The sequence below is a fragment of the Bradyrhizobium sp. HKCCYLRH2015 genome, assembly GCF_051168215.1.
In the GTDB taxonomy this organism is placed as follows: Bacteria; Pseudomonadota; Alphaproteobacteria; order Rhizobiales; family Xanthobacteraceae; genus Bradyrhizobium.
Genome location: NZ_JBNPUO010000002.1, coordinates 171,787 through 195,914 on the forward strand (window position 1 = coordinate 171,787; position 24,128 = coordinate 195,914).

Annotated in this window: 19 protein-coding genes; 10 read left to right on the forward strand and 9 right to left on the reverse strand. The window is 66.5% G+C overall.

The genetic code is table 11. From position 1 onward, the window contains the following. Positions 1 to 21: 21 nt before the first annotated feature. From ACQR1H_RS04875 to ACQR1H_RS04900, 6 genes are all read left to right on the forward strand, one after another. A complete protein-coding gene (locus ACQR1H_RS04875; RefSeq protein WP_434873573.1) occupies positions 22 to 1,479 on the forward strand; it encodes a formylglycine-generating enzyme family protein in 1,458 nt (485 codons plus the stop codon). A 9-nt stretch (positions 1,480 to 1,488) separates the two neighbouring features. Further along, positions 1,489 to 2,097 carry a DUF4399 domain-containing protein gene (locus tag ACQR1H_RS04880; RefSeq protein WP_316217218.1) on the forward strand — a complete coding sequence of 203 codons (609 nt, stop codon included), beginning with the start codon at positions 1,489 to 1,491 and terminating at the stop codon, positions 2,095 to 2,097. Between the two features lie 1,074 nt (positions 2,098 to 3,171). Next, positions 3,172 to 3,450, forward strand: a complete 279-nt coding sequence (locus ACQR1H_RS04885) for a PepSY domain-containing protein (protein ID WP_315802676.1) — start codon at positions 3,172 to 3,174, stop codon at positions 3,448 to 3,450. 10 nt (positions 3,451 to 3,460) lie between these two features. Then, positions 3,461 to 4,234, forward strand: a complete 774-nt coding sequence (locus ACQR1H_RS04890) for a cytochrome b/b6 domain-containing protein (protein ID WP_315802869.1) — start codon at positions 3,461 to 3,463, stop codon at positions 4,232 to 4,234. Positions 4,235 to 4,848: 614 nt separating this feature from the next. Next, the gene (locus ACQR1H_RS04895; protein ID WP_315802677.1) at positions 4,849 to 5,190 is read left to right on the forward strand and encodes a cupredoxin domain-containing protein; all 342 of its coding nucleotides are present in this window, start codon (positions 4,849 to 4,851) and stop codon (positions 5,188 to 5,190) included. Positions 5,191 to 5,364: 174 nt separating this feature from the next. Then, positions 5,365 to 7,143 carry an outer membrane beta-barrel protein gene (locus tag ACQR1H_RS04900; RefSeq protein WP_434873572.1) on the forward strand — a complete coding sequence of 593 codons (1,779 nt, stop codon included), beginning with the start codon at positions 5,365 to 5,367 and terminating at the stop codon, positions 7,141 to 7,143. Between the two features lie 278 nt (positions 7,144 to 7,421). Here ACQR1H_RS04900 and ACQR1H_RS04905 read toward each other — a convergent pair whose 3' ends face one another. From ACQR1H_RS04905 to ACQR1H_RS04935, 7 genes are all read right to left on the reverse strand, one after another. Then, positions 7,422 to 8,210, reverse strand: a complete 789-nt coding sequence (locus ACQR1H_RS04905; protein WP_315802679.1) for an energy transducer TonB — start codon at positions 8,208 to 8,210, stop codon at positions 7,422 to 7,424. Between the two features lie 26 nt (positions 8,211 to 8,236). Next, positions 8,237 to 8,686 carry a TonB system transport protein ExbD gene (exbD, locus tag ACQR1H_RS04910; protein WP_315736414.1) on the reverse strand — a complete coding sequence of 150 codons (450 nt, stop codon included), beginning with the start codon at positions 8,684 to 8,686 and terminating at the stop codon, positions 8,237 to 8,239. Positions 8,687 to 8,690: 4 nt separating this feature from the next. Next, positions 8,691 to 9,731, reverse strand: coding sequence for a tonB-system energizer ExbB (exbB, locus tag ACQR1H_RS04915; RefSeq protein ID WP_434907233.1), 1,041 nt, complete (start codon positions 9,729 to 9,731; stop codon positions 8,691 to 8,693). 956 nt (positions 9,732 to 10,687) lie between these two features. Beyond that, positions 10,688 to 11,377, reverse strand: coding sequence for a Fe2+-dependent dioxygenase (locus ACQR1H_RS04920; protein ID WP_434839619.1), 690 nt, complete (start codon positions 11,375 to 11,377; stop codon positions 10,688 to 10,690). 40 nt (positions 11,378 to 11,417) lie between these two features. After that, positions 11,418 to 13,949: a TonB-dependent receptor gene (locus ACQR1H_RS04925; RefSeq protein ID WP_316179690.1), complete on the reverse strand. Its 2,532-nt coding sequence runs from the start codon at positions 13,947 to 13,949 to the stop codon at positions 11,418 to 11,420. A gap of 399 nt (positions 13,950 to 14,348) precedes the next feature. Beyond that, a complete protein-coding gene (locus ACQR1H_RS04930; protein ID WP_316236763.1) occupies positions 14,349 to 16,742 on the reverse strand; it encodes a TonB-dependent receptor in 2,394 nt (797 codons plus the stop codon). 271 nt (positions 16,743 to 17,013) lie between these two features. Next, on the reverse strand, positions 17,014 to 18,132 hold the full coding sequence (locus tag ACQR1H_RS04935; RefSeq protein ID WP_316236764.1) for a ring-opening amidohydrolase: 1,119 nt from the start codon (positions 18,130 to 18,132) through the stop codon (positions 17,014 to 17,016). A 120-nt stretch (positions 18,133 to 18,252) separates the two neighbouring features. Between ACQR1H_RS04935 and ACQR1H_RS04940 the strand changes: the two genes are divergently transcribed. The 4 genes from ACQR1H_RS04940 to ACQR1H_RS04955 all read left to right on the forward strand — a co-directional run bounded on the left by ACQR1H_RS04940 (position 18,253) and on the right by ACQR1H_RS04955 (position 22,129). Beyond that, complete coding sequence (locus ACQR1H_RS04940; protein WP_316236765.1) at positions 18,253 to 19,056, forward strand: MBL fold metallo-hydrolase; 804 nt, start codon at positions 18,253 to 18,255, stop codon at positions 19,054 to 19,056. Positions 19,057 to 19,276: 220 nt separating this feature from the next. Beyond that, a complete protein-coding gene (locus ACQR1H_RS04945; protein WP_434907234.1) occupies positions 19,277 to 20,884 on the forward strand; it encodes a hypothetical protein in 1,608 nt (535 codons plus the stop codon). 120 nt (positions 20,885 to 21,004) lie between these two features. After that, positions 21,005 to 21,493, forward strand: coding sequence for a DUF427 domain-containing protein (locus ACQR1H_RS04950; RefSeq protein ID WP_316179682.1), 489 nt, complete (start codon positions 21,005 to 21,007; stop codon positions 21,491 to 21,493). 153 nt (positions 21,494 to 21,646) lie between these two features. After that, positions 21,647 to 22,129 carry a hypothetical protein gene (locus tag ACQR1H_RS04955; RefSeq protein WP_316179681.1) on the forward strand — a complete coding sequence of 161 codons (483 nt, stop codon included), beginning with the start codon at positions 21,647 to 21,649 and terminating at the stop codon, positions 22,127 to 22,129. A 705-nt stretch (positions 22,130 to 22,834) separates the two neighbouring features. Here the strand turns inward: ACQR1H_RS04955 and ACQR1H_RS04960 are convergent. Together ACQR1H_RS04960 and ACQR1H_RS04965 are read right to left on the reverse strand one after the other, a co-directional pair. After that, positions 22,835 to 23,245, reverse strand: a complete 411-nt coding sequence (locus ACQR1H_RS04960) for a hypothetical protein (protein ID WP_434907235.1) — start codon at positions 23,243 to 23,245, stop codon at positions 22,835 to 22,837. A gap of 126 nt (positions 23,246 to 23,371) precedes the next feature. Beyond that, complete coding sequence (locus tag ACQR1H_RS04965; protein WP_315802691.1) at positions 23,372 to 24,022, reverse strand: Mpo1-like protein; 651 nt, start codon at positions 24,020 to 24,022, stop codon at positions 23,372 to 23,374. Positions 24,023 to 24,128 lie beyond the last annotated feature (106 nt).

Genomic DNA, 24,128 nt, shown 5'->3' on the forward strand with positions numbered 1-24,128 from the left:
GGCATCACGAGCGAGGACAGCATGAGCGAGAGTTCAGCGTTGCAATGGCTGCGGGCTCCCAAGCTCGCCGAGGATGCGCTGCCGGAGGATTCCCGCGCGGTGGCTTGCCGGCGCTGCGGCCGCACGGTGCAGGTCTCGCTCAGCCCGATGCGTCCGCCGAGCTTCCTGCGCGTCGAGGATCAGGTCGAGTGTCCCGAGGTGCAGGAGCGCTGGACCGGCAAGAGCGAAGGCGGGCTGCTGCTGATGATGTGCGGCGCGCTCGAGCAGTCGCTCGATGCCGAATGGGAGACCGCAGAGCCGGAGGGTGCGGCTCGACGAGAAGCTGCGCCAGTCTCTCCGGTGCGCCCGTCGCTTGCGCCGGCGGCGTCCGGTCCGGACAGATGGGACGACGGCAGCGACGATGATCAGGAGGAGACGGGTGAGGGCGGCCGGCTGAACGTCCTCCTCGCACCGGCTCCAGGAAGTCGCAAGAAGCTGATCCGCGGAGCGCTCGGCGTCGGGGTCCTCGGCATCGTCTTCCTCGGCGGCGTGCTGCTGCCGTTACGCGAGATCAGGCTGCTGATTCAGGCGCCGCCTGGGTCAGGATCATCGAGCTCGCAGCAGGAGGCGCAGTCCGCCGCGCCGCTGCCTCCGCCGCGCCGGATCCTGCTGGAAGCCGCCAGCGCGCCCCAGGACGTTGCGCGATCGCCGTCCAGCGCCTTCATCGCGCCGCGTCAGCCGGCTCCTGCACTCGAGGCAACGCTGGCGCGATCATCCGGCACCGCGGCGATCCCGCCGGCGCCGGACGCCGAGCCGAAGCTGCTCGTGCCCGAGCTGGTTGCGATCGCCGGCGGCAGTTTTGCGATGGGCGGCGACGACGAGTCCGAGCAGCCGTCGCATCAGGTCAGCGTGCGACCGTTCTCGCTCGGCAAGCATCCCGTGACGATCGGCGAGTGGAAGCAGTGTGTCGCGGCGGCAAGCTGCGCCGACATCGCGGCCGTTGCGGATGATCGTCCGGTCACCAACCTGAGCTACGACGACACGCAGGCCTATCTCGCCTGGCTGTCGAAGGCGACCGGCAAGTCGTTCCGGCTGCCGACCGAGGCCGAGTGGGAATATGCCGCGCGCGCCGGCCAGCGCACCCGCTATTGGTGGGGCGATCGCATGCGCCCGGGGATGGCCAGTTGCAAGGGCTGCAACGGCACGGGCGATGCCGAGACGGATCAGCCGCCGAAGATCGGCAGCGTCCCGGCCAATCCTTACGGCCTGTTCGACATGGGCGGCGGCGTCGGCCAGTGGGTGGCCGACAACTGGCACAAGAACTACAGGGGCGCGCCGGCGGATGGATCGGCCTGGCTCGAGGAGGGCAGCTATGCCCGCGTCATCCGCTCGGGATCATGGAAGAACGGCGCGGCCGATGCGCGGGCCGGCAGTCGCGATCGCTATGACGGCCGCATCCGGCATCCGACGCTGGGTTTCCGCGTTGCGCTCTCACCATAGGGGATCTGCATGCTGCCGATGTCTGCGCGACTCCACTTCATCCTGATCGCGTCGCTCGTGCTCGCGCCGTCATTGGCGCCGGCCAAGGGAACGAAGGCCGCGAAGGATGCCCGCGTCTATTTCATCTCTCCTGCGGACGGGGAGACGGTGACCGGACCCTTCATCGCCCGCTTCGGACTGCGCAACATGGGCGTCACCCATGCGGGCGACGATTTCGCCGGCAGTGGCCATCATCATCTTCTGGTCGACGTCGACGAGACGATGCAGGCCGGCGAGGAGATTCCGCGTGACAAGAAACACGTTCATTACGCAGCGGGGGAGACCGAGGCGCGGATCGAATTGTCGCCCGGCAAGCACACGCTGCAGCTCGTGCTGGGTGACACCAGGCATCTCAACTTCGATCCGCCGGTGATCTCCGAGAAGATCATGATCACGGTGAGCAAGCCGAACGGAGGCGAGCAGGAGGCGCGCGCGACACGCGGCGTCACCGCCCGAAACCGACCGCAGATCCGATCCGTACCAGCCGAGCCGCCGGCCCAGCCCGAGCCGTCGCCGGAGATGACGAAGTCCCCCGAGAGCTCCGACTTCATCAGCCGCGTCTTCTCCGGGACGAAGTGACGACCTCTCCATTCCCAACCAGGGCTATCGCATATGAAGATCTGAGTGTTTCGCTGCGCTGCCTCCACGTCGTCATGCCCGGGCTCCGTCCCGGGCATCCACGTCCTTCCCAGGATGCCGAACGACGTGGATGGCCGGGACGGAGCCCGGCCATGACGGTGTGGAAGGAGCCGACCTCAAACTTGTATCGTCAAGTGCGATAGCCCTGATTCCCAATGGCCGGGCGCGTGATGCGCGTCGGCTTGCGCGCGACCGTGGGACGCAAGCTCGGTCGCTCCTCGAGGATCCATCGCTGAGGGCGGCGCTTGTCGCGCGATGGCGGCAAGGACGATCCACCATCCGGCAACGGTCGCTCGTCCGGGCGCGCGTCCATGGCAGATCCCGATGCAAGCGGGGACGTCGTCGCCGAGGCATCCGACACGTCGTTCTCCTGCAGCGACTCGCCTTCCCGGTCGGCAGTCCGTGTCGGCAAGGGCATCGCCCGCGCCCAGGATCAGGATGGCGCTGCCGCTGTCCGCACGTATGTGCGTCTGACGGCCGCGAGATCCGTTCGCAAGCAGCCGCATCGTCATCGTCCACCACCGATCTCGACCTGGTCGTGCGAACGAGCGCGACGCTCGGAAAATTTTTCTGAGGCTTAAGGTCGCAGCCTTGTAGCTGTCGGTTCCTTTCTCGCCTCACCATGGTCACAGCGGCAATCGGGCGGGAGTGTGGTCCCGCACGCAGTGCCGGCCGCGCCTTGTGCGGGAGCAAAGCGCATGCGCCTCACGACGTTGCTGCTACATCCTTGCGAATCAATGTCAGTTGCAACGCGCAGGGAGCCGGGCCCGTGGCCGCGTCCTGAAAAGATCGGCAGCCCGCCGACATGGTTCGATCCTGACTGAACCGCATGTGAGTTCGCATCTCAGCGACATTGCGGCCGGATGCGGAACGTTTCGAGCCGCGCCTGCGTGGTCGAGGCCATCCACCGCGGATGATGACGTCCAAGTTTCGTTGAAATCTCCCTCCCCTTTGTAGTCCGCGCATCGAGCGCTGTTGGCGCCGATGGCGCAGTCTTCGAGGAGGAATTTCATAATGAAGGTCATCAAACTGTTAGGCGTGGTCTTGGCGGCGGGTCTGGCGTCGGGCTCCGCGGCGCTCGCCGACGGCTACAAGGATTGCACCAGGCTCGACAAGGCGTCGTGGAAGACTACCGCCGAAGCCGAGGCGAAGGCGAAGGCCGCGGGCTACGAGGTTCGGCAGACCAAGATCGAGGGCACCTGCTACGAGGTTTACGGTGTCAAGGGCGGCAAGCTCTATGAGCTGTTTTACAGCCCCGAGGACCTCGCGCTGAAGCACACCAAGGCGAAGTGATCTGATGGTCATGCGTGACGCAGGCCAGGCGCAGCGGAGCGTCGCCTCCCCGACGCCGGCGAACTCACGTCCGGGGACCGTGGCGGTCTGGGATTTTCCGCTGCGCGTCTGGCACTGGTCGCTCGCGGCCTTCGTGCTCGTCGCCTGCGTCACGCCCAACACCTTCGATCGCCTGCACCGCCTCGCGGGCTATGCCGTCATCGGTCTTCTCGCCTTCAGGCTGATCTGGGGGCTGATCGGCAGCCGTCATTCGCTGTTCGCGCGGATCAGCCTCAAGCTGCGGGCGGCGCCTCAGTATATCGTGGGCATGCTGCGCGGAGAGACGGGACGCTATCTCGGGCTGAACCCGGCGGGGGCCGCGATGCTGGTCGTGATGCTCGCGCTTCTGATCGTCTCGACCATCAGCGGCGTCATGCAGGTCTCGGTCCGGTTCTTCGGCGTCGGCTGGATCGAGCAGGCGCATGCGCTGTCGTCCAATGCCATCATCGCCCTGATCGCCGTGCATGTGCTCGGCACGGTGTGGATGAGCTTGCTGCAGCGGGAGAACCTGATGCGCGCGATGGTCACGGGACGCAAGCGCGTGCCGGGCATCATGCGCGCCGCGCCGGCGCGCAGCGTCGCACGCCAGAGCCCGGAGCCCGAGCCCGTGGCGGACGAGGAGCAAATATCCGTCGTCCCCGATCTGCCGCCCCTGCGCGTGAATCCGGCGCCCGGCGCCGCGAAGCCTGCGCGTATGCCGCGATCCCTCAGCGTTCACGACAGGCGGCTGGGGGTCGGCAGATGAGACGGCGGGCATCGGTCGTGTGCGCTCGCCGGCGATATGGGCGAGCAGGCCCGCGCCTGATTTCATTTCTGGTGCGCGCGAGGCTCGTCCGCACACGGCTCGAGCTGGATGGGCGCACACGGATATTGCGGTCCATGCCGCATGAGACCAGTGCGAGCGCGTTCCTTCGTGCATCTCGCTCGTACTCGTCTCGATGAGCCGGTGCATGAGAATCATGCAGGTGCTGTACGCAGCGTAAGCGGTCGATCGTGAGCCTCGTGTGGTTCGCGGCGTGCGCGACGGCGCTGCATGACCTGTCGTGTCTCATATCAGCACAGCTGCGAACTCAGGTGATCGTGCTGCTCCCGACCGCGGAGACCGCTGATGTTCGTCGTTGTCGGTCGGCGCGCATCGGCGATGCTCGAGCCGACGCGTCTGCGCGGCGCCTCGACGCCGAACAACTAATAAATTCGCGCGCTTTGTCGCACACAACGATGTTGTCAAATTTCGACACGGCAAATTGCCGCATTCGGGACTTCATAGTCGTTCTATGAAGTGTCGGAGACTCGTCGAAGCAGGCGAGCGCCGGAAGACGTTCGGCACATTCGGGTGAATTCGGGACAGGGACATAAATCATGAATCTCTTTGGGAAGGGACAGGCAGCGGGAGCCGCCGTGCTGTTGATCGCGGCGTTCGCGCTGCCGGCAGGAGCGGCTGAGACGACCATCGAGATATCGGTCAAGGACAACAAGTTTCAGCCGGCGGAGATGAAGGCGCCGGCCAACACGCCGATCGTGTTCAAGGTCAAGAATCTGGATGGCGCGCCGGTCGAGTTCGAGAGCGAGCCGCTGGAGTTCGAAACGGTGATCAAGCCGAACATGGAAGGCGTCGTGAAGGTCAAGGCGCAGAAGCCGGGACGCTACGAATTCTTCGACGATTTCCATCAGGGCAACAAGGGCGCGCTGATCATCGAGTGATCCGGCTTCCGGTCCCGCGGCGCCGTGATGCCGGAATGCGTCACGCCGCGGGCGCCGCGCTTCGCAGGTTGCCGAACTCGACGGAGACGAGGCTTTTTGGAACGGGCAGCACGAGAGACGGTCGCTTCCAGACGTGGCATCGGTCGCGACGTCTCACGGTGTCAGGAGGAGACGGTGGCGATCACCGTGCTGCTCGTGACGCTGCTTGGAGCCGCGCCGTCGTCCGCTGAGACCGTCGTTCCGGGCAGCCAGGTGAGAGCCTATGCAGATCCCGGAGCCTCCGACGGGGGGCCGGTGGTAGTCGTGCCCAATCGCCGCCGGCAGCCGGCGCGGCCTGCCAACGGCAACGGACCGCTGGTCATTCCGCAGGTGATCGTTTCGCCTGGTGGCGTCGAGCCGGAGCCCAAGGCGGCCCCCCAGGAGGACGAGGCTCCACCGCCGCGGCCGCGATCTCCGGTCGATGCCGGAGCGGGCGCGCTCCCACAGGCCGCGCGCCGTGAGCCGGCGCCGCGCCTGGCGCCTGTCCGCAATGGCTTCTTCGGCACACCGTCAGCCGGCCTTCTGGTCGGTGGCTGCCTGTCGACGCCGGGCCGGTTGTCGGTCACGAACGTCCCCAATCGCTGCCTGGACGCGCTGGCGTTCGCCGTCAGTCCGCCGCCGGCGACGCGCGGCGTGCTGCCGCGCAATCTGCCGCCGATTCCGCGACAGGATGCACAGCCGATTCCGCCCGTTCTGGCCGACAAGCCGAAGATGCGGCTGCCGCCGGTGAACAAGGGGCAGAAGCCGCAGGATCAGCCGCAGCCGCCGATGATGGAGGAAGACCCCTATGAGCCCAAGGGCATCACGGTGGGAAACTTCATCCTCAAGCCTGCGTTCGAAATGTCCTCAGGCTTCGACAGCAATCCCGGCCGTGTGCCGCAGGGCAAGGGCTCGGCCTTCGTCAGCGTTGCGCCGGTCCTGCTCGTGCGCTCTCAGTTCGAGCGGCATCTGCTCAACGCCGATGTGCGCGTCGGCTACATCGACTATGCAAAGCTCCGGCAGCTCAGCAGGCCTACCGTCGACGCCAAGGTGAATGGGCGCTACGACATCACCGATACGTTTGCGCTCAACGGCGAGGGCCACGTTGCCGTCGATGCCGATGATCCCGGCACGCCGCGCTTCGCCGGCCGGTTCGCCAGGATTCCGCTGGCCTCCACCGTCGGCGGCTCCGCCGGCGTCACCAAGCGGTTCGATGAGGTCGAGGTCTCGACCAAGGCCGCGATCGACCGCGTCGCGTTCCAGAACGCGCCGCTCGTCGACGGCCAGATCGTCAGCAATGCCGATCGCAACTTCGTCCAATACGGCTCGCAGAGCCGCATCACCTACAATCTGACGCCGGAGATCCGCCCCTTCGTCGACGTCGCCATCGATCGCCGCGTTCACGACATCGCGGTCGATGCCGAAGGCTTCCGCCGCGACTCCACCGGGACGGCCGTCGAGGCCGGCGTGACATTCAACTACGCCGACAAGCTGACCGGCGACGTCGCCGTCGGCTACCTGACGCGCCGCTACCAGGATCCGATGCTCAAGCCGGTCAACGGCTTCATTGCCGACGCCAATCTGACATGGCAGTTCGCCAAGGAGACGGCGATCGCGCTGGGGGCCAAGTCGCAGGTGGTGGAGATCACCGAGCCCGGCATTTCCGGGGTGCTCAAGCGCGACGTCACCGTCGGCGTCGAGCATCAGTTCGAGCCCTGGCTCATCGGCACGTTCCTCGCCGGCTATGGCGAGGACGCGTTCACCGGCACGACGCGGGTCGACAACCGCTATCTGGTCGAGCTCGGCATGCTCTACAAGTTCTCGCGCCTGCTGCAGCTCAGGGCCAGCGTCCGGCGCGAGGAGACGCGCTCCAACTTCCGCGAAAACAATCTGTCGGCGACCGTGGTGCAGGTCGGCGCCCGGGTGCAGTACTGATCGGCAGCCCGGCACGCACCCGCGCGCGGCATCTGTGGTCTTCTGAGGACGTGCCTGGAGATCGCGCTTCTTGTCGTGACGCAGCCAACAGTCATCCCCCGGGCAAGGCCGCAAGCCTGGAAGCCGGAGTTTCCCGCTCTGGCTTCGCCGTGTAGTATAGCTCCCCTGCAACGGGTGGACGCGCAGCGGGAGTGCCCGGCTCCAGTCTCCAAAATGAAATGCAGCGCCCACGACGTGAGCGCTGCCAGGTCCGGATCTGCGCGGCAGTCCGGCCGCGACTATTTCTTCTGATTGAAGTTCACGTCGAGGCTGAAGCTGAACTGATCGTCCGTCAGTCCGGACGGCGGTGCAGGCACAGGGTCGGAGCGGCGGATCATCGCCAGCGCGGCATCATCGAACATCGAGTCGCCGCACGACTGCATGACGGACGCGGACACCACCTTGCCGGCCCGGCTCAGCACCAGCGCCACCTTGACCGTGCCATTGTGCTTCTTGCCTTCCGGATAGCGCTTGTGCAGCTCGAAATAGGCGCTGATCTTGCGGCCCCAATCGTTGGTCAGCTTCTGCTTGTCCTTGCCCATTCCCGGATTGGGGGCCTTGGCCGTCTCGGCCGGCGGCGCGGCCTCGTCCAGCGCCTTGCGGGCCGATTCCTCCTGCGCGGCAGATGCGACCGACGCCTCGGCCTGCTGGGTCGCCTGCTGCTGTTCCTCCTTCTCCGGCTTCTTGGGTTCGTTCTGCGTGACGACCCGATCGGCCTCCTCCTCGGTTTCGGTCGGCTTGTCCTTGACGGCGTCGGACTCCTTGACTTCGGCGGTCTGCTGCATCTGCTCCGGCGCAGCTTCGGCCGCGTCGCTGTCGGGACCCGGCGGAAGATCGTTGTCCTCGACCTGGGGCGAGGCTATCTCGAGCGCGAATTCGGCGCCGGCCGCGCCGAGGCCGCCGTCCACGTCATTGCCGCTGAGATGGACGACCGCGAGCGCGGCGCCGCCACCGTGCAACATGAGGGCGCCGATCGCGGCTGAGATCCACAAGCGGCGCGACGCTCCCTGATACTTGTGTTCGACCATTCTTCAGTTCCGTCGTTTCACTGGTTTCAATGTGCAGCCTGGGCGGCGGCCTGTGAGACGCCTTCGACAGTCACGAGCTTGATCTTCGGATAGCCGCCGGTCCGCAGCAGCTCCATCACGTCCATCAGCTCTCCATACGCCACGCCCCGGTCGGCGCGCAGGAAGATGAACTTGTCCTTTGCGGCCTCGGGGATGTGCTCGAGCGTGCTCACCAGGCTCGCCCGCTTCACCTGCTCCTCGCCGACGAACAGTGTCAGATCCGGCTTGATGCTGACATAGATCGGCTTGTCCGGCTTCTTCTGCGGCGTGGCCGTCGATGTCGGCAGATCGACCGGCACGTCGACCGTCGACAGCGGTGCCGCCACCATGAAGATGATCAGCAGCACCAGGATGACGTCGATGAAGGGCGTGACATTGATGTCGCTGGTCTCGCCGAGATCATCGTCGCCATCGCCTTCCGAGAGAGAAACGGCCATGCGGCTACTCCGCTGCCAGCGCCATCGGAGGCGCGGAGTGGACGTGGATCGGCTCGAAGCGCTCGCCGTGATGGCTCTGGCCGCGATCGAGGTCGCGCGACAGCATCCGAGCGGTGGCGCCGGAGGACCGGTTCACGAGCTCCATGTAGCCCTTCGTCACCCGCGTGAAGTGATTGTAGATGATCACGGCCGGGATCGCGGCGACGAGGCCGATGGCGGTGGCGAGCAGCGCCTCGGCGATGCCGGGCGCGACGACGGCGAGGTTGGTGGTCTGCGACTTCGAGATGCCGATGAAGCTGTTCATGATGCCCCAGACCGTGCCGAACAGGCCGACGAAGGGCGAGATCGAGCCGATCGTGGCGAGCAGGCCCATGCCGGTCCGGCAACGCCGGCCCTCGGCACGCACGATCTCGGAGAAACTCGACGCAGCGCGCTCGTTGACGCCGTGAGACGGCAGCTCGGACGACATCCTGATTTCGTGCATGGCGGCATCGATCAGGGTCGTCAGCACGTTCTGCCGTGATCCCAGCGCGAGCTTGGCTTCCGACAGCCAGCGTACGTCATCGACCTTGCGCAGCGCGCTGCTCAGCTTCCGGCGCAGGATGGAGAACTCGATGGTCTTGGCGATGAAGACGGTCCAGGTCGCGAGCGAGGCGAGCGCGAGCCCCATCATGACCGACTTCACGAGAACGTCGGCGGCCAGGAACATCGACCATGGCGACAGATCATGCGGAACGTGAGCTGACGGCTGCGCGCCGCCTTGCGCCGGCTTCTCTGCCTGGTCCTTCGCCTTGTCGCCCGCTGCCGCGTCAGTCACGGCTTCGGCCGCCGTCGACGGCTGGGTATCGGTCGTTGCGGCCGCCGGCGGCTGGCTCGGTGCCGCGGCTTGCGGCGTGGAAGCAGACGGAGCCGGCGCAGCCGTCGGTGCGACGCCGCTGGTCGTCGGAGCCGCGGGCGCAGGCGCAGCGACCTGCGGCGCGGGCGCGGCCTGGGCAACGGCCGGCGCCGTGGATGTCTGTCCCGTCGTCACCGGTTTCGGTGCCATGCTTTGAGCCGGAGCCGCATGCGCAGCGGCGGCCGGCGCACCGGCCGCGGTGTTGACGGGCGCAACTGCAGGCGTCTGCGTGGCGGCGGCTGTCGTCGCAGTCTGAACGGCCTTTGCTCCGGTCGCATTCGCTGGATTTGATGCTGTGGTCTGCGGCGCTGTTGCAGCCTGGCCAGGTCTCGGCGATGTGGCCGGCTGCTCGGCATGCGCCATGGCGCCGGCCGAAACCGCTGCGATCACCGCTCCTACTTGAAGAACGATCCTGAACATGTTGCTGAACACCCCTTGGTAGTTAACCGCTCCGTAATGTTTCCAGTCCTAACCCGGCTGTTTTGAGACGCCGCGTTGACTCAAAGCGGGAACATCGACGCCGGCAGTTGCCGCCGTGGGTGCGATGCCAAACGAAAAATCGAATCGTGCGACCTGCGTAACAGCCCGCGATGGCGTGCATCGCGTCTTAACTCCCTGAAAGTCCTGCTGTGAGGCGGATGCGCCTTGCGCAGCGTCGCCAATGCGGCTGCCTGTCACGCAAATGCCGCCGTTCGGTCTTCCATCAATTCTAATTAGTCGGTGCGGGCGTGATGGGCCCGTTCGGCCGGTGAGAGCACTTGTGCGTGCATCTGTGATGCCGTCCGACAAGCCAGAAGGCCTCGGGACCGAATCATAGTGCTGCTGAGATCGGCACGGTTCGAAAGATAGCGTGCGCCGCGCGACTCTCGTTTCGTCGTGATCAACGTCGATGTCGGCCGCAAGGGAATGGCGGTAGTTCGCGAAACGCACAATCTCTCCGGCATAGCTGCCGAATGTGAGCTCGGATGGCGGTCCATCGCGAGCGCGCCGAGAACAGTGCTGCAGCGAGCGGTCGCCATCCAAACGAATGAGCCGGGCTGCATCTCGTGCAACCCGGCTCAAAGGCGATCGAACTCAACGTGATCGGCGCGATTGGGGACGGAAGTTCAGTTCTCCGCCCAGTAGCGGATCAGGTTGTGATAAAGGCCGGTCAGCCGCACCATTTCCGGATCGTCGCGCCCCATCCGCTGCGACAAACCCTGGATCGTCGTATCGAGATCGAAGATCATGCTGCGCGCGAGGGGATCGCGGATCATGCTCTGCAGCCAGAAGAACGAGGCGACGCGGACGCCGCGCGTCACTGGCGTGACCATGTGCAGGCTCGAGGCGGGGTACAGCACGAGGTCGCCGGCGGGCAGCTTCACCTCGTGCGAGCCGTACAGATCCTCGATCACCAGCTCGCCGCCGTCGTAGTCCTCCGGCTCGGAGAGGAACAGCGTGACCGAGAGGTCGGTGCGAATGCGCAGGCCGGTGAGCTTGTCGCCGCGCACCGCGTTGTCGACGTGGATGCCGAAATGGTGGCCCGACTGCGCGCTGTAGCGGTTGAACAGCGGCGGAAAGATCTGCTGCGGGATCGCGGCGGCGAGAAAGCGCGGATTGGCGGTCATCGCCGAGATGATGCGGTGGCCGAGCTTGCGCGCCACCTCGCTGTCGGGCGGCAACTGCTCGTTGCGCTTGACCATGGCCGACTGGGCGCCGGCCGTCGAGCGGCCGTCCTCCCAGTCGCTGGAGTCCATGATGCGGCGGAAATCCGCCACATCGTCTTTGCTCAGAATTCCGGGGACACAGATCAGCATGAACTCATCACTTGATGTAGGCCCCGGCTTGGGTGAGCGATCAGAACCGTCCTGACAGGACGATCGATGCGCTTCGTCCCGGGCCGACGAGCACGAACGGCGTGGCACTCTGATAGAGAGCGTCGTAGTAGAGCTTGTCGAAGATGTTGGCAACAAACAGCTTCGCCGTCCAGTTCTTGTCGATCTTGGCCTCCGCGAACGCATCGAAGCGCCAGTAGCTCGGCAGCTCCGTGCCCTGGTTCGCAGCGAGCCAAGTACCGCCGAAGATCTTCGAGCGGTACACTGCCTGGCCGCCGATCTCCCAGGTGTCGTTGATCTGGTACTTCGTCAGCAGGCTGAACGACTGGTGCGCGGTGTTGGCGAGCTGCAGGCCGACATTGCTGGTGAACAGCGCGGTGTTGGCCGGCGGGATGTTCGACTTCGTGACCTCCGACTGCATCAGCACGATGCCGCCGAAGATGCTCCATTTGTCAGTCAGCTTGCCGCCCGCCTGCAGATCGATGCCGCGGATGCGGTAGGCGGCACCGGCCGAGAGACACGGCACGGAGCCGACGGTGCCTGCCGGATACGGGCAGTCCGCGGTGGCCTGCGCGGCGCTGGTGATGTTGCGCGACTCGCGGGCATTCTCCTTCTCGGTCTGGAACAAGGCGCCCGTGACCAGCAGGCGGCCGTCGAGCAGCTCCCATTTGGTGCCGATCTCGATCGAGGTGTTCTTCTCCGGCCCGAAGATCTGGTTGGCGCCGCCATTGGTCACCGCCGACAGGCCGCCATATTGCGGGCTGAGACCGTCGAACTCGGCGCCGACCGGGTTCGACGACGTGGCATAGGCCGCATAGAAGCTGGCGTAGGGCACCGGCTTCAACGTCATGCCGACGTTGAAGTTCGGCATGCCGCTGGAGGCCGCGGTCGAGCCCGGCGTGTTGGCGACGCCGTTGACCGTCCCGAAGCCATCGACCCGAACGTCGTATTTGTCATAGCGCACGCCGCCGTTGAGGATGACGAGATCGCGGTAGTTGACGCTGTCCAGGGCGTAGACGCTCGCCGAGTCGATCTTCACGTTCGTCGGGAATTGTCCCAGCGACGGAATGCCGAACGGCAGGTTGGTGAACTGCGGGTTGAACACGCTCACGCCCGACAGCGAACCGCTGCCGGCGAACGCGAGGCCTTGCTGCTCGGAGGTCAGGCCGGTGTAGCTGTTGATGAGCGCCTTTTCCTGCGAGACCTCGAGGCCGGCGAGCACGGTATGCCTGAAGTTGCCGGTGTCGAACTTGTAGGTCGCCTCGAGCTGGTTGGCGAGCACGTCGGTCTGCTGGAAGCGGCTCTGCGGATTGGCCCGGATCACCGAGTTCGAGAGAGGATTGGTGAGCGTCGGGCCTTCCGGCAGAGTGCCGATATAGTTCAGGGTCGAGCGCGATACCCGGAACTTGTCGGAGATCGTCAGGTCAGGGGTGACCTTCACCTCGGCATTGAGCGTGCCGATGTCCTGTCCGACGCGCGAGAAGTCGCGGTTGACGAAGCCGTACCAGGCGTTGCGCGGAGCGCCGACCTCGGGGAACGGCGCGCCGGCGGTGAGCGTGCTCGGCCGATAATACGGTACGCCGAAGTCCGGACGTCCCGTCACCTCGTTGTGGATGTAGTTGGCGGACAGCGTCACGGTGTCGAGCGGCGTCCACTTGGTGGCGATGAAGCCGCCGTTGCGGTTGTCGGTGACGTAGTCGCGGCCTGCGACGCCGGCATCCTGGAACAGGCCGCCGACGCGCGCGGCGAAGGTCGGCGTGATCTTCTGGTTGACGTCGATCACCACGCGCTTGGTGCGGTCGGTGCCGAGCGTGGTGTCCATGTTGTAGAAGCTGTTCTCGGTCGTGGCCTGCTTGGTCACGATGTTGATGGCGCCGCCGGTGGTGCCGCGGCCGGCGAACGAGGAGTTCGGGCCGCGCAGGATCTCGACCTGCTCGGTGAAGAAGTTCTCGCGCACGGAGACGCCGGCGTCACGCACGCCGTCGATGAAGACGTCGTTGCGGGCGTCGAAGCCGCGGATGAAGAAGCGGTCGCCGAACGCGTTGCCGCCTTCGCCGGTGCCGAGCGTCACGCCGGCGGTGGAAAGCACGGCGGATTTGAGGCTGGTGGAGTTCTTGTCGGCCAGGATCTCCTTGCTCAGCACCGTCACCGTCTTCGGCGTGTTGAGCAGCTTCTCCGGAAACTTGCCGGAGGCCTGCAGCCGCTCGCCCTTGTAGTCGGAGGCGGGGCTGGAATAGGGGTTGCGGTCGGGCGGCAGATTGCTCTTCGGCGCCGCGGCCTGCTGCTGTTGTTGCTGGCGGGCGGCGCGGCGCATCGCGTCGCGGGCGCGGACCTGGTCCGCGGTCGGGCGCGAGGCGGCCGGCTTGGGACGCGCGACCGGGGCTTCGACGTTGACGGACGGCAGCGGCGCCTGCTGGGCTTCGGCACTGGAGAACGAGGCAACCGCGATCAGGCTCGCGACTGCCGAGACTTTCACACCGGAAATCTCGGGAGATGGCTCCCACTCGTGCCCGCTTGCCCCTCGCAAGCTCCTTGGAAAGATTGCCTTACCCATACTCGACCACCCCGTTCGTTACGCAAAACTCTGACTTGGGTTCGTTTGAACGCCCGCAACCGGCGCGTGCCTGTTGCGAATGCAAGTCAAGAAGCGGGGGAAAGCGGTCCAAAGCTGGTTCCGCCGGTGGCCGGAATGCGAAAAGTTTCCATCCATTTCTGAAAATGAGAGTTGTTCGCAAAGTGTCGCGTCACGGCAACACTTGAAACCTCCTGGTTGAGCTGATCTCCGTCATTCAATTGCTGATGGGAGAATTGGCCGGCCTTCACCCCGTCCCGCGAGGTAAATCGTGCGCTTGATGATCACTTCGGCGATCTTCGGTTCGAGCTGCTTCCCGCCGCATCGCGAGATGCGGCGGGAATCTGGCGAATCTGTTTCCCGACCGGGACGCGCGCGGCCTTAGAACTTCGCCGTCGTGATCAGGTAGAACGCACGGCCGGGAGCGACCTGGGTGAACGGCACGTTGCTGCGGTAGAAGGTGTCGTAATAGAGCTGGTTGGTGAGGTTCTGGGCATAGACCTTCATGCTCCAGTTCTTGTCGATCTGCTTCTCCACGAAGGCATCGAACCGCCAGTAGCTCGGCAGCTCGTTACCGGTGTTGGCCGCGAACGTGCCGCCGAACACTTTCGAGCGGTAGACGGCCTGGCCGCCGATCTCCCAGCCGTCGTCGAACTTGTACTTGGTCAGCACGCTCAGCGACTGGTGCGCGATGTTGGCGAGCTGCAGTCCGGTATTGGACGCGACGCCGCTCTGCGTCACCTTGGACTGCATCAGCACGAGGCCGCCGAAGATGCTCCAGCGGTCGGTGAGCTTGCCTTCCGCCTCGATGTCGATGCCCTGGATGCGGTAGGCGGCGCCGGAGGTCAAAAGCCCGTTGACGGTCTCGCGGGCGTTCTCCTTCACCGTCTGGAACAGCGCGCCGGTCACCAGCAGATGGCGGTCGACCAGCTCCCATTTGGTGCCGATCTCGGCGCCCTTGTTGCGCTCCGGCCCGAGGATGATGGTGCTGTTCGGCGGAATGCCGCCGTAGTCGGTCGCGGTGCCGTCGAGCTCGGAGCCGAACGGATTGGCGGAGGTCGCATAGGCGGCATAGAGGCTGCCGATCGGCAGCGGCTTGTAGACGAGGCCGAGATTGTAGTTGATCAGGTCGGAATCGACGGTCGCCGAGGCGGTGTTGTTCGACGAGCGCATCGCATAGCCGTCATAGCGCAGGCCGCCGGTGAGGATGATGGTGTCGCGCCAGTTCGCGGTGTCGATCACATAGGCGCTCTTGCTGTCGACATCGTAGCGAGTCGGGTTGCCGGTCAGGAACGGCACGGTCGTGAACGGCAGGTTGGTGTAGGCGGGGCTGAACATGTTCTGGTTCTGCAAGCCCCCGCCGGTGGTGCCCTGCGAGCCGAACGCCTCCGAGGTCAGCCCGGCGTAGCGGTCGATCGAGATGTTCTCCTTGGAGAACTCCGTGCCGACCACGGTGGTGTGCTTGACCGGGCCGGTGTCGTATTTGAACGTGAGGTCGTTCTGGTTGGCCCAGTTGTCGACGGTCTGATAGCGGCTCTGCGCGCTGGCATTGAAGAACCATTTGGTCGGATCGGGGCTGGCCGTTCCCGCCACGCTCGCATTCGGCAGGGTGCCGATGTAGTTCAGCTCGGAATGCTCGCCGCGCAGCTTGCTCGTGAAGGTGACGCTGTCGCTGAGCTTGAGCTCGCCGGCCAGCGTGCCGAAATCCTGCCGCGCCGCCTGGAAGTCGCGGTTGAGGAAGCCGTACCAATTGTTGCGCGGGATGCCGGCCGAGGTCGCCGGAATGTTGCCCTGCTTGTAGAACGGCACGCCGAAGTCCGGATAGCCGGAGAGGTCGGTGTGGACGTAGTTGGTCGTGACCTTCAGCGAGTCCGTCGGAGTCCACTTGGTTGAGATGAAGCCGCCCCAGCGGTCGTCGGTGACGTGGTCGCGTCCCGCGACATTGGCGTCCTGGAACAGGCCGCCGGTGCGCACCGAGAAGGTCGGCGAGATCGTCTGGTTGACGTCGAGCGTCACGCGCTTGGTCTGGTCGGTGCCGAGGGTCGACTCCGCGTTGGTGAAATTGCGGTCGCCGGCCTGCTTGGTGATGATGTTGATGGCACCTCCCGCGGTGCCGCGGCCGGCATAGGCCGAGGCGGGACCGCGCAGGATCTCGACCTGCTCGGTGAAGAAGTTCTCGCGCACCGACACGGCGGGATCGCGGATGCCGTCGATGAAGATGTCGTTGCGGGCATCGAAGCCGCGGATGAAGAAGCGGTCGCCGAACGCGTTGCCGCCTTCGCCCGAGCCGAGCGTGACGCCCGCGGTCGAGCGGCCGACCTCCTTCAGCGTGGTGACGTGCTTGTCCTCCAGCACCTCCTTGCTCATCACGGTGATGGTCTTCGGCGTGTTCACCAGCTTCTCGGTGAACTTGCCGGAAGCGACGCGGTCGACCTTGTAGGGCGCGGCCGCGTCCGCGTAAGGGTTGGCGTCGGGCGGCGTCTGCGGTCCGGTCTGAGCCGGCGGCTGCTGCGGCTGGCGGGCCGCGCGGCGCAGCGCGCTGCGGGCGCGGACCTGGTCGGCCGACGGCCGCGACGGCGCCGGCTTGGCGCGCGCGGCCGGCGCTTCGACGGTCACGGAGGGCAGGGGCGCCTGCTGCGCCTCGGCGCCGGAGAACGAGGCGACGGCGATCAGCCCCGCGACCGCCGACACCTTGACCCCCGATACATCAGCGGAGGGATCGCCTCGAAGCGCGGTGCCCCCGCGCAAGCTTGCTGGAAAGACGGCTCGACCCATACTCAACCACCCCAATGGCTACTCAAGGACAAATCTTGTTCGTGGATTCGCCATCAGGATCACTCCTGTTGCGAACGCCTCTCAACAAGTCCTCGAAATTCGACCAAAACGGGTTGCGCTGGTGGCCCGCCTGGGATGATCGTACCTAATGCATGTGATAATCAGTCGCAGGTAAGGGTCGGTTGGTTATTCGTTACCGGTCGCGCCCAAACTCCCGCGAGGTCTCCGCAAACCGCGGGAGCGGCGCCTGCCGGATCTCGATACCGCCGGTCTAGCCGCGCGCGACGATCACCGCGACCGGCCCGCCGCCGTCGGGGCCCTGGTGCTCGGCGCCGCCCGAGACGAACAGGTCGGTGAAGCCGAACAGCCCGGCCAGCGCGCCGCCGACGAAGGCGCGGGCATGGCGGGTGGAGGAGACGTCGCTGTCGTCCAGCATGGTATGCCGCTGGCCGCGCAGCCGGCCGCTCTGCGCCGCCTCCGCCTTGGCGAGCACCGCGGCGATGCGGCTGCGGTCGGCCGCCGGCACCTGGCCCGTCACGTTCAGGCCGAGCCGGGCGAGCGCCTGCCGCGCCGGCTCGATGTCGATGGCATCGCCCATGACGGCATGATCGATCGCGAGCGGCCCGCTCCACTTGGCCGACATGCCGGCCACCATGATCTCGTGGTCGAGCAGCTCGACGCCGCCCGAGGTGGCCGCGCGTCCGCTGTAGCGCGAGACATCGGCGCAGATCGTCGCATCGGACAGATCGCCGGCGGCGAGCTCGCCGAGCGCGACGGCGACCCCGAGCGCCGAGGCGCCGCGCGAAAAGCCCATCGACTTCAGCGTATCGCGCACGGCGGTGCGCTGTCCCCGGGCCTCGACCGCCTCGATCCGCTCCATCGTCAGCAGCGGGCATTTCACCTGTACGTAGTGAACGTCGGCGGGATCGTCGATGCCGGCATCGGCCATCGCCGCACGCACGCCGGCGGCCACGAGCTCGACCTGCGGCATGCGGCCGAGATGCTCGCCCGCCAGCACCGGCGTGCGTGCGCGGCCCAGCGCCAGCGACGTCGGCACATCGCGCGGCTTCGCGGCATCGCCGCCGTCGCGTGCCTCGAACACGATCATGTGCGGCGACAATGCGCCCTCGGTGCCGCCGGACATCACCATCGCGATCTGCTGCACGGCGTCCGCCGCGAGATATCGGCCGAGCAGCGCCTCCAGCGAGCGCACGGCGAAGGCGCGGGTGAAGTCGTTGACGCAGCCATTGCCCTCGGTCTTGCCGAGAATGGCGACGATCCCTGCGGGATCGATCGCCCCTTGCGCGATTCCGGCCTCGAGCGCGCCGACATCGTCCGGGCTCCGCATCGGCAGGCGGTGAACGTAGGCGCGGCGCAGCCGGGTCGGCATGTCGAGAACTCCTCTGGTGCGGTCCGGCGACACTAGGCAATCACGAAGCCGCGCGCGACGGTGTTCCGAGATGGCCCGCATGCTATCCTTGGCATTCCCAACCCGGACGACCGGTGATCCATGCCTCTCTGGACCTGCTTTCAATGCGGCGCGCAGTTTCCCGATACGCCAGCACCGCCCGGCCATTGCGTCGTCTGCGAGGACGAGCGGCAATATGTGAACTGGAAGGGACAGAGCTTCCTCAGCCGCGACGATCTCGCCGAACGGCATCAGGTCGTCTGGCGCGACGACGACGGCCTGACCGGCCTTGCTCTTGACCCCGGCTTTGCGATCGGCCAGCGCGCACTGCTCGTTCCCGGGCCGGACGGCTGCGTGATGTGGGACTGCATTCCGCTGGCGACCGATGCGGCCATCGCCCACGTCCGCTCGCGCGGCGGCCTCAAGGCCATCGCGGTGTCGCATCCGCACTATTATGGCGCGGTCGCTGATTGGAGCGCGGCGTTCGGCGACGCGCCCATCTATCTGCATGGCGACGACCGCGCCTTCGTCACCCGGCCGCATCCCGCGATCGTGCCCTGGACCGGTGATCGCCTCGCCATCTCGGATGACGTCGTGCTGCTGCGGACCGGCGGGCATTTCGCCGGCGCCACCATCCTGCACTGGCGCAACGGCGCCGGTGGCAAGGGCGCGCTGTTGACCGGCGACATCGCGATGGTGGCGATGGATCGCCGCCATGTCAGCTTCATGTACTCCTATCCAAACTACATCCCGCTCGGCGCGGCCGCCGTGCGCCGCATCGCCGATGCGGTCGCGCCGTTCGCCTTCGATCGCATCTACGGCGCCTGGTGGCAGAAGAACATCGCCGACGATGCGAAGGCGGCGTTCGATCGCTCGGTGCAGCGCTATCTTCAGGCGATCGCTTGAGCCGCCGGCTTCGCCGGATCCCCGTAAAGTAACGGGGCGTTAGGCACAACCAGAAGGTTGTTTTAGGGCGTCTTGCAGTCTTTGGTCGGATGGTATCGAAGTATCCCGGGCGGAATGGGGTACCTCAATGCATTTGCCATCGTGCTCGCCGGCGACTGGCGCCATCGCGCCGGCCAGCCTCCTCGTGCATTCAGACTTCCGATCAGTCCCCCATCCTCCCGTGTCCGCCTCCAGCGCCGGCGAGCTGCCCTGGCGCTGGATCCTGCTGGCGCTGGTGCTCGCCATCGTGCTCGCGGTACCGTTTCTGTTGGTCGATGTCCCGCCGGTGCTCGACTATCCGAACCACCTCGCGCGGCTGTTCGTGCTGGCGCATCCCGACGATCCCGTGCTGTCGCAGATGTACGCGCCGAACTGGCGCATCCTGCCCAATCTCGGCATGGACGTGATCGGCGTCGCGCTGCTGCGCATCACCGACGTTCATGTCGGCGGCCGCATCCTGCTCGCGCTCAGCCTGTTCGCGCCGCTCCTCGGGGTCATCGCCTATCACCGCGCGGAGTTCGGCCGGCTGTCCTTATGGCCGCTGGCGGCCGGCATCGTCGCCTATGACGGCGTCTTCCTGCTCGGCTTCATGAATTTCCAGCTCTCGCTCGGTCTTGCCCTCGGCGGCGCCGCCGGCTGGGTGGCGCTGCGCCGTCGGGGCGGCTGGCTGCCGGCGATCGCCTGGGGGGCCATCACTGCGTCGGCTGCCTTCCTCTGCCACATCTTCGGCTTGCTGTTCTTCGCGGTCCTGATCGGCGCCGGAGAGGCCGATCGGCTGTGGCGGCTGCGCCGGTCGGCGGTCCTGACGCGGGAGCTGACGGTCGCGGCCTGTGCGCTCGGACTCACGCTCAGCCCGGCCGTGCTGCTCTATGGGCTCTGTCCGCTGGGCGAGGGAGGGTTGCAACTCGGCGACTGGGACGGACCGCCGAAGCTGTGGCGCATCATGACGCCGTTCCTGACCACCAGCGCCGAGCTGACGATCATCACGACCGTCGTGGTGATGTCGGTGCTGGTTCTCGTCCGGCGCCAGCTCGTCATCGCGCCGGGCATTCCGCTGGCGCTGGCGGCGCTGTTCACGGCCTTCGTCGCGGCGCCCTGGACGGCGCTGGGAGGAACGCTGATCGACATGCGCTTTGCCGCGATGGGCGGCCTGCTGCTGTTCGCCGGCCTGCATCCGGTCGTGTCCGGCAGGAAGGCGGCGCTCGTCGGCATCGTCCTCGCAGGGCTGATGCTGGTTCGGACCGCGGATATCGCATCGGCCTGGATCGATCACCGGGTCGACCTCGCCGAACTGCGCGCGGCGATCGCGCATGTGCAGCCCGGCGCGCGCGTCATCGCCGCGCATGGCCACGAGCAGCCCGTCTCCAGCCGGCGCGAGCGCATCCTGCCCGGCTTCCGTTATGTCGATTCCCATATGGCGGCGCTGCTCGTGATCGAGCGGCGGGCGTTCTGGCCGCTGATGTTCGCCCATCCGAACCAGCAGCCCGTCACGGTGCGTCCCTCTTTCGCGCGTCTCGCGCAGCCGCTGGCCGAGCCCGCCGCGTGGCGCTGGCTGCAGCCGGACACGCCGCCCGCCGACGTGTTGCCGCTCGCGCGCTATCTGGCCGGCTGGCGCTCGAACTTCGATGCTGTCCTGCTGCTCGACCCGCCGGTCCCGGAGCAGCCGGTCGCCGGCCTCTCGCCGCTCTATCTCGGCAGCTACATCCAACTGTTCCGCATCGGGCAGGGCAACGGCAAGGCCGCGGTGCGCGAGCCTGAACCCGCTCCGCCGGCAGCCTCGCCGTCCTGAGGCTGGGGCGACGGCCGCCGTCCCCATCAGTCCCGGGTGATCCTTTGTCTCCGCTTGGTCGTTGCCTGGTGCTTGGTCGTGCGCTGCGCGCGGTCGGCGGCGCCACCACGGAGAAGGGACATGCAGCGCATCGTGCCGGGGCCGGGACAGGAATCGGTGTGGGACTATCCGCGGCCGCCGCGGCTGGAGCGCTGCATGGCGCGGCTGCGCGTCGCATTCGCGGGCGTCACCATCGCCGACACGCAGGACGGCTATCGCGTGCTCGAGACCAGCCATCCGCCCGTCTACTACATCCCATCGCAGGATGTCGCGATGCAGTGGCTGCGGCGCGCGCCCGGCGGGTCGTTCTGCGAGTTCAAGGGCGTCGCCGGCTACTGGACGCTGGAGGTCGGCGGCCGCGTGTCCGAGCAGGCGGCCTGGAGCTACGAGCAGCCGACAGCGCCGTTCGCGCCGATCGCGGGCCATCTTGCGTTCTATGCCTCTCGGGTCGAGGCCTGCTTCGTCGGCGACGAGCGCGTTGCCGCGCAGGAGGGCGATTTCTACGGCGGCTGGATCACCTCCCGCGTCGTCGGACCGTTCAAGGGCGGGCCGGGTACGCGGCACTGGTAGAGACAGGCGCTCGTCCCGATGCGTGATCCGATGGCCGGTCTTGATCGTATGGGTGACGGGTGACGGCAGCCCGCGCATGCAGCGTGGCTTGACCTGGCAGGGCAGCGATCCCTGCCGGACGAGATCTCATCTTCACGACGCCGGGGGAATGCCATGCGACGGTTGATGAAGTTCCTGCACACGATGGGCGCGATCGGCATGATGGGCGCGATGGCCTGCCTCGTCGTGCTGCTCGGCCTGATCCCGCAGCCGTCGGTGTCGCTGTCGCATTATGCCGAGATGCGCGCGGCGATGGGCGCCATCGTGCGCTACGTGTTCTTTCCCTCGCTCGGCCTGACTCTGATCGCCGGACTGCTCGCGATCGCGATCAACCGCGCGCTGCACAGCGCCGGCTGGGCGCTTGCCAAGCTGGCCTCCGGCATCCTGGTCTTCGAATGGGGTTTTGCCGCCGTGCAGGGTCCGATGCAGGAGGCGGCCGAGGAGGCCGCCCGCGCCGTCGCCGGCCAGATCGACCCGGCGACGCTTGCGCCCAACTTCGGCACCGAGCAGGGCGCCATCTGGGTCATGCTCGGCGTCGCCACCGTGAACGTGATCCTGGGCGTCTGGCGTCCGAAATTTACGAATCTGCCGGATTGATTGACCCCAGCGTTCCGCGTTGCAGCGCGCCAGCGTTTTCCGCCGACACTACCGCTCTCTCCTCTCCCCTCCCCGCAAGGGGAAGGGGAGCGCACCGCCGCAGACCGATCGCTCTGCGGATTTCGCGAAATTCCTCTTGCTATTTTTCAGAAATCATGTTTATGTCCCTCCATCCCGCCTCGTGCAGAGGGACGTACGCGTCGTCACGAACGTGGAGGTGGGCTGCGATGGACGTGACGGCGGCGCCAGACGAGCGCAGTCGTGACGGACGGCGAAGTCGTGTGGTCCTGGCCTCTCGACGCTGAGGTCAAGTCCGCTTTCGATGCTGTGACGGCTCGGGCGGACGATGGGGGCAAGAAAGCCGATCCCCAGGGAGAGCACGAAGGACACCGTCAAAACCGATCGCGCGGGGGAGGCCGGTTGTCAGGCCCGACCTGTGGTGACTGCCGCCTGCTTTCTTGTTGCAGGCGGGCCATGGGCCGCGGTCAGCACCCGGCCTTCCCCGCGCCCTCTCGTCGAGAGGGCTGACGGCCGCATCACCCGGGCACCGATCGTGCCGCGGGATCGCGAGCACGCATGCAAGATCACATGTTCAGGATGACATCAGGGGGCGGGCGCGCAGCCTTCGACGACGCGCATTGTCTTCAGCCGGTCATGCCCGATGTCAGCGCCGCCTCGGCGCTGACGCCGGCCATGTCGACGTCTTCAGAGCTGCGTCGCCCGCAGCTCGATCGTGAGCGGCGTGGCCGTCCGCCGGGCGGCCGGGTCGGCCGGCATCTGCAGCACGCGGGCGCGCTGGCCGGTCGCCAGGTCGGTGACCTTGACGATCCGGCCATTGGAGAATTCGAGCGCATCGTGATGTTCGGTCGGCTTGTTGGTGTCGACCTGGCGGAAGCGGGCGAGATGCGCCCCGACCTTGCGGCGGAAGAAGAAGCCCTTGAGGCGCACGTCGCCCTCGAAGGCGAGCTCGGTGCCTGGACGCAGGCACACCGCGGTCAACGGGTCGTCCTTGGTGCAGAAGCCGCGGGTCTCCGTGCCGGGAAATCGACAGGAGACCAGCACGTCGGCAGTCTTGGCGTCACGGGAAGCAACAGTATGGAGGCTGTAGTCACACATGGAAAGCTCCTGAAGGCCACCAGCACTAAGCCCGCAACGGCGCAGCAGGAGAGTCGTTCCATGGTGTTGAAGCCCGTCACTCCGACGACGCCCGCCGCGGGACGGTCCCGCGGCGGGAACTCGCGATCAGGTGAGATGCGCGGCTTCTTCGGCCTCGTCCTCGGCGGCGCCCCAATGCGAGGCGTCCTTGATGGTCGGATCGATCAACTCGCCACGCAGCAGCGCCAGCGGCGACTTCCAGTACAGCGCGATGTTGTGGAACGGGTCGGTCAGCACCTTGAAGGCCCAGATCAGGCCGGTCGGGACATCCTGCGTCGCAAACAGCTGGATGACGCGAAACAGACCGCCGCCGATGCCGACCGCGAGCCAGAGCAGGCCGACGTGGCGGACGAAGTCCATCCGGCCGGCCGGCTCGGCGAACAGGCCGAACAGCGTCGGAAACGCGAACAGCGCCACCGGCACCAGGCCCCACACCGTCAGCAGCACGATCTTGCGGGTCTGATTGTAGCCGACCTTGACCGCCTCCTTGTAGTCATTGCTGACGCCGTTGACGTGGTCATAGCCGTTCGGTTCGAAGAAGAAGTGCCCGGTCTGCCGCGTCAGCATCGCGAGCCAGCCGACCAGGCCGGCCATCGCCGGATCCTTGAACAGCAGCGCATAGCACACGAGGAAGATCACGGCGCTGATCAGGTGCAGCGTCTGATTGATCCGGCTCTGATGATAGTAGCGATAGTCGTCGAAGCGCTGCGTCTGCAGCGTCTTGTAGTAGCGCGACATGCGAATCCCCGTGCCGTTGTGGAACGAGGCGAAGACGTAGAGGGCCTCAGTGAAGGTGGCGTGACATTATGATGTTGTCACAATGAAACCGGCCGGGAGCGGATCG

Excerpts from the sequence above, each read along its gene's own strand:
- ACQR1H_RS04930 (WP_316236763.1), bottom strand. The coding sequence starts at position 16,742 with ATGGGTCGAGCCGTCTTTCCAGCAAGCTTGCGCGGGGGCACCGCGCTT.
- exbD (WP_315736414.1), bottom strand. The coding sequence starts at position 8,686 with ATGGCCGTTTCTCTCTCGGAAGGCGATGGCGACGATGATCTCGGCGAG.
- ACQR1H_RS04885 (WP_315802676.1), top strand. The coding sequence starts at position 3,172 with ATGAAGGTCATCAAACTGTTAGGCGTGGTCTTGGCGGCGGGTCTGGCG.
- ACQR1H_RS04895 (WP_315802677.1), top strand. The coding sequence starts at position 4,849 with ATGAATCTCTTTGGGAAGGGACAGGCAGCGGGAGCCGCCGTGCTGTTG.
- ACQR1H_RS04925 (WP_316179690.1), bottom strand. The coding sequence starts at position 13,949 with ATGGGTAAGGCAATCTTTCCAAGGAGCTTGCGAGGGGCAAGCGGGCAC.
- ACQR1H_RS04960 (WP_434907235.1), bottom strand. The coding sequence starts at position 23,245 with ATGTGTGACTACAGCCTCCATACTGTTGCTTCCCGTGACGCCAAGACT.
- ACQR1H_RS04880 (WP_316217218.1), top strand. The coding sequence starts at position 1,489 with ATGCTGCCGATGTCTGCGCGACTCCACTTCATCCTGATCGCGTCGCTC.
- ACQR1H_RS04905 (WP_315802679.1), bottom strand. The coding sequence starts at position 8,210 with ATGGTCGAACACAAGTATCAGGGAGCGTCGCGCCGCTTGTGGATCTCA.
- exbB (WP_434907233.1), bottom strand. The coding sequence starts at position 9,731 with ATGGCACCGAAACCGGTGACGACGGGACAGACATCCACGGCGCCGGCC.
- ACQR1H_RS04965 (WP_315802691.1), bottom strand. The coding sequence starts at position 24,022 with ATGTCGCGCTACTACAAGACGCTGCAGACGCAGCGCTTCGACGACTAT.
- ACQR1H_RS04920 (WP_434839619.1), bottom strand. The coding sequence starts at position 11,377 with ATGCTGATCTGTGTCCCCGGAATTCTGAGCAAAGACGATGTGGCGGAT.
- ACQR1H_RS04940 (WP_316236765.1), top strand. The coding sequence starts at position 18,253 with ATGCCTCTCTGGACCTGCTTTCAATGCGGCGCGCAGTTTCCCGATACG.
- ACQR1H_RS04955 (WP_316179681.1), top strand. The coding sequence starts at position 21,647 with ATGCGACGGTTGATGAAGTTCCTGCACACGATGGGCGCGATCGGCATG.
- ACQR1H_RS04935 (WP_316236764.1), bottom strand. The coding sequence starts at position 18,132 with ATGCCGACCCGGCTGCGCCGCGCCTACGTTCACCGCCTGCCGATGCGG.
- ACQR1H_RS04875 (WP_434873573.1), top strand. The coding sequence starts at position 22 with ATGAGCGAGAGTTCAGCGTTGCAATGGCTGCGGGCTCCCAAGCTCGCC.
- ACQR1H_RS04890 (WP_315802869.1), top strand. The coding sequence starts at position 3,461 with ATGCGTGACGCAGGCCAGGCGCAGCGGAGCGTCGCCTCCCCGACGCCG.
- ACQR1H_RS04950 (WP_316179682.1), top strand. The coding sequence starts at position 21,005 with ATGCAGCGCATCGTGCCGGGGCCGGGACAGGAATCGGTGTGGGACTAT.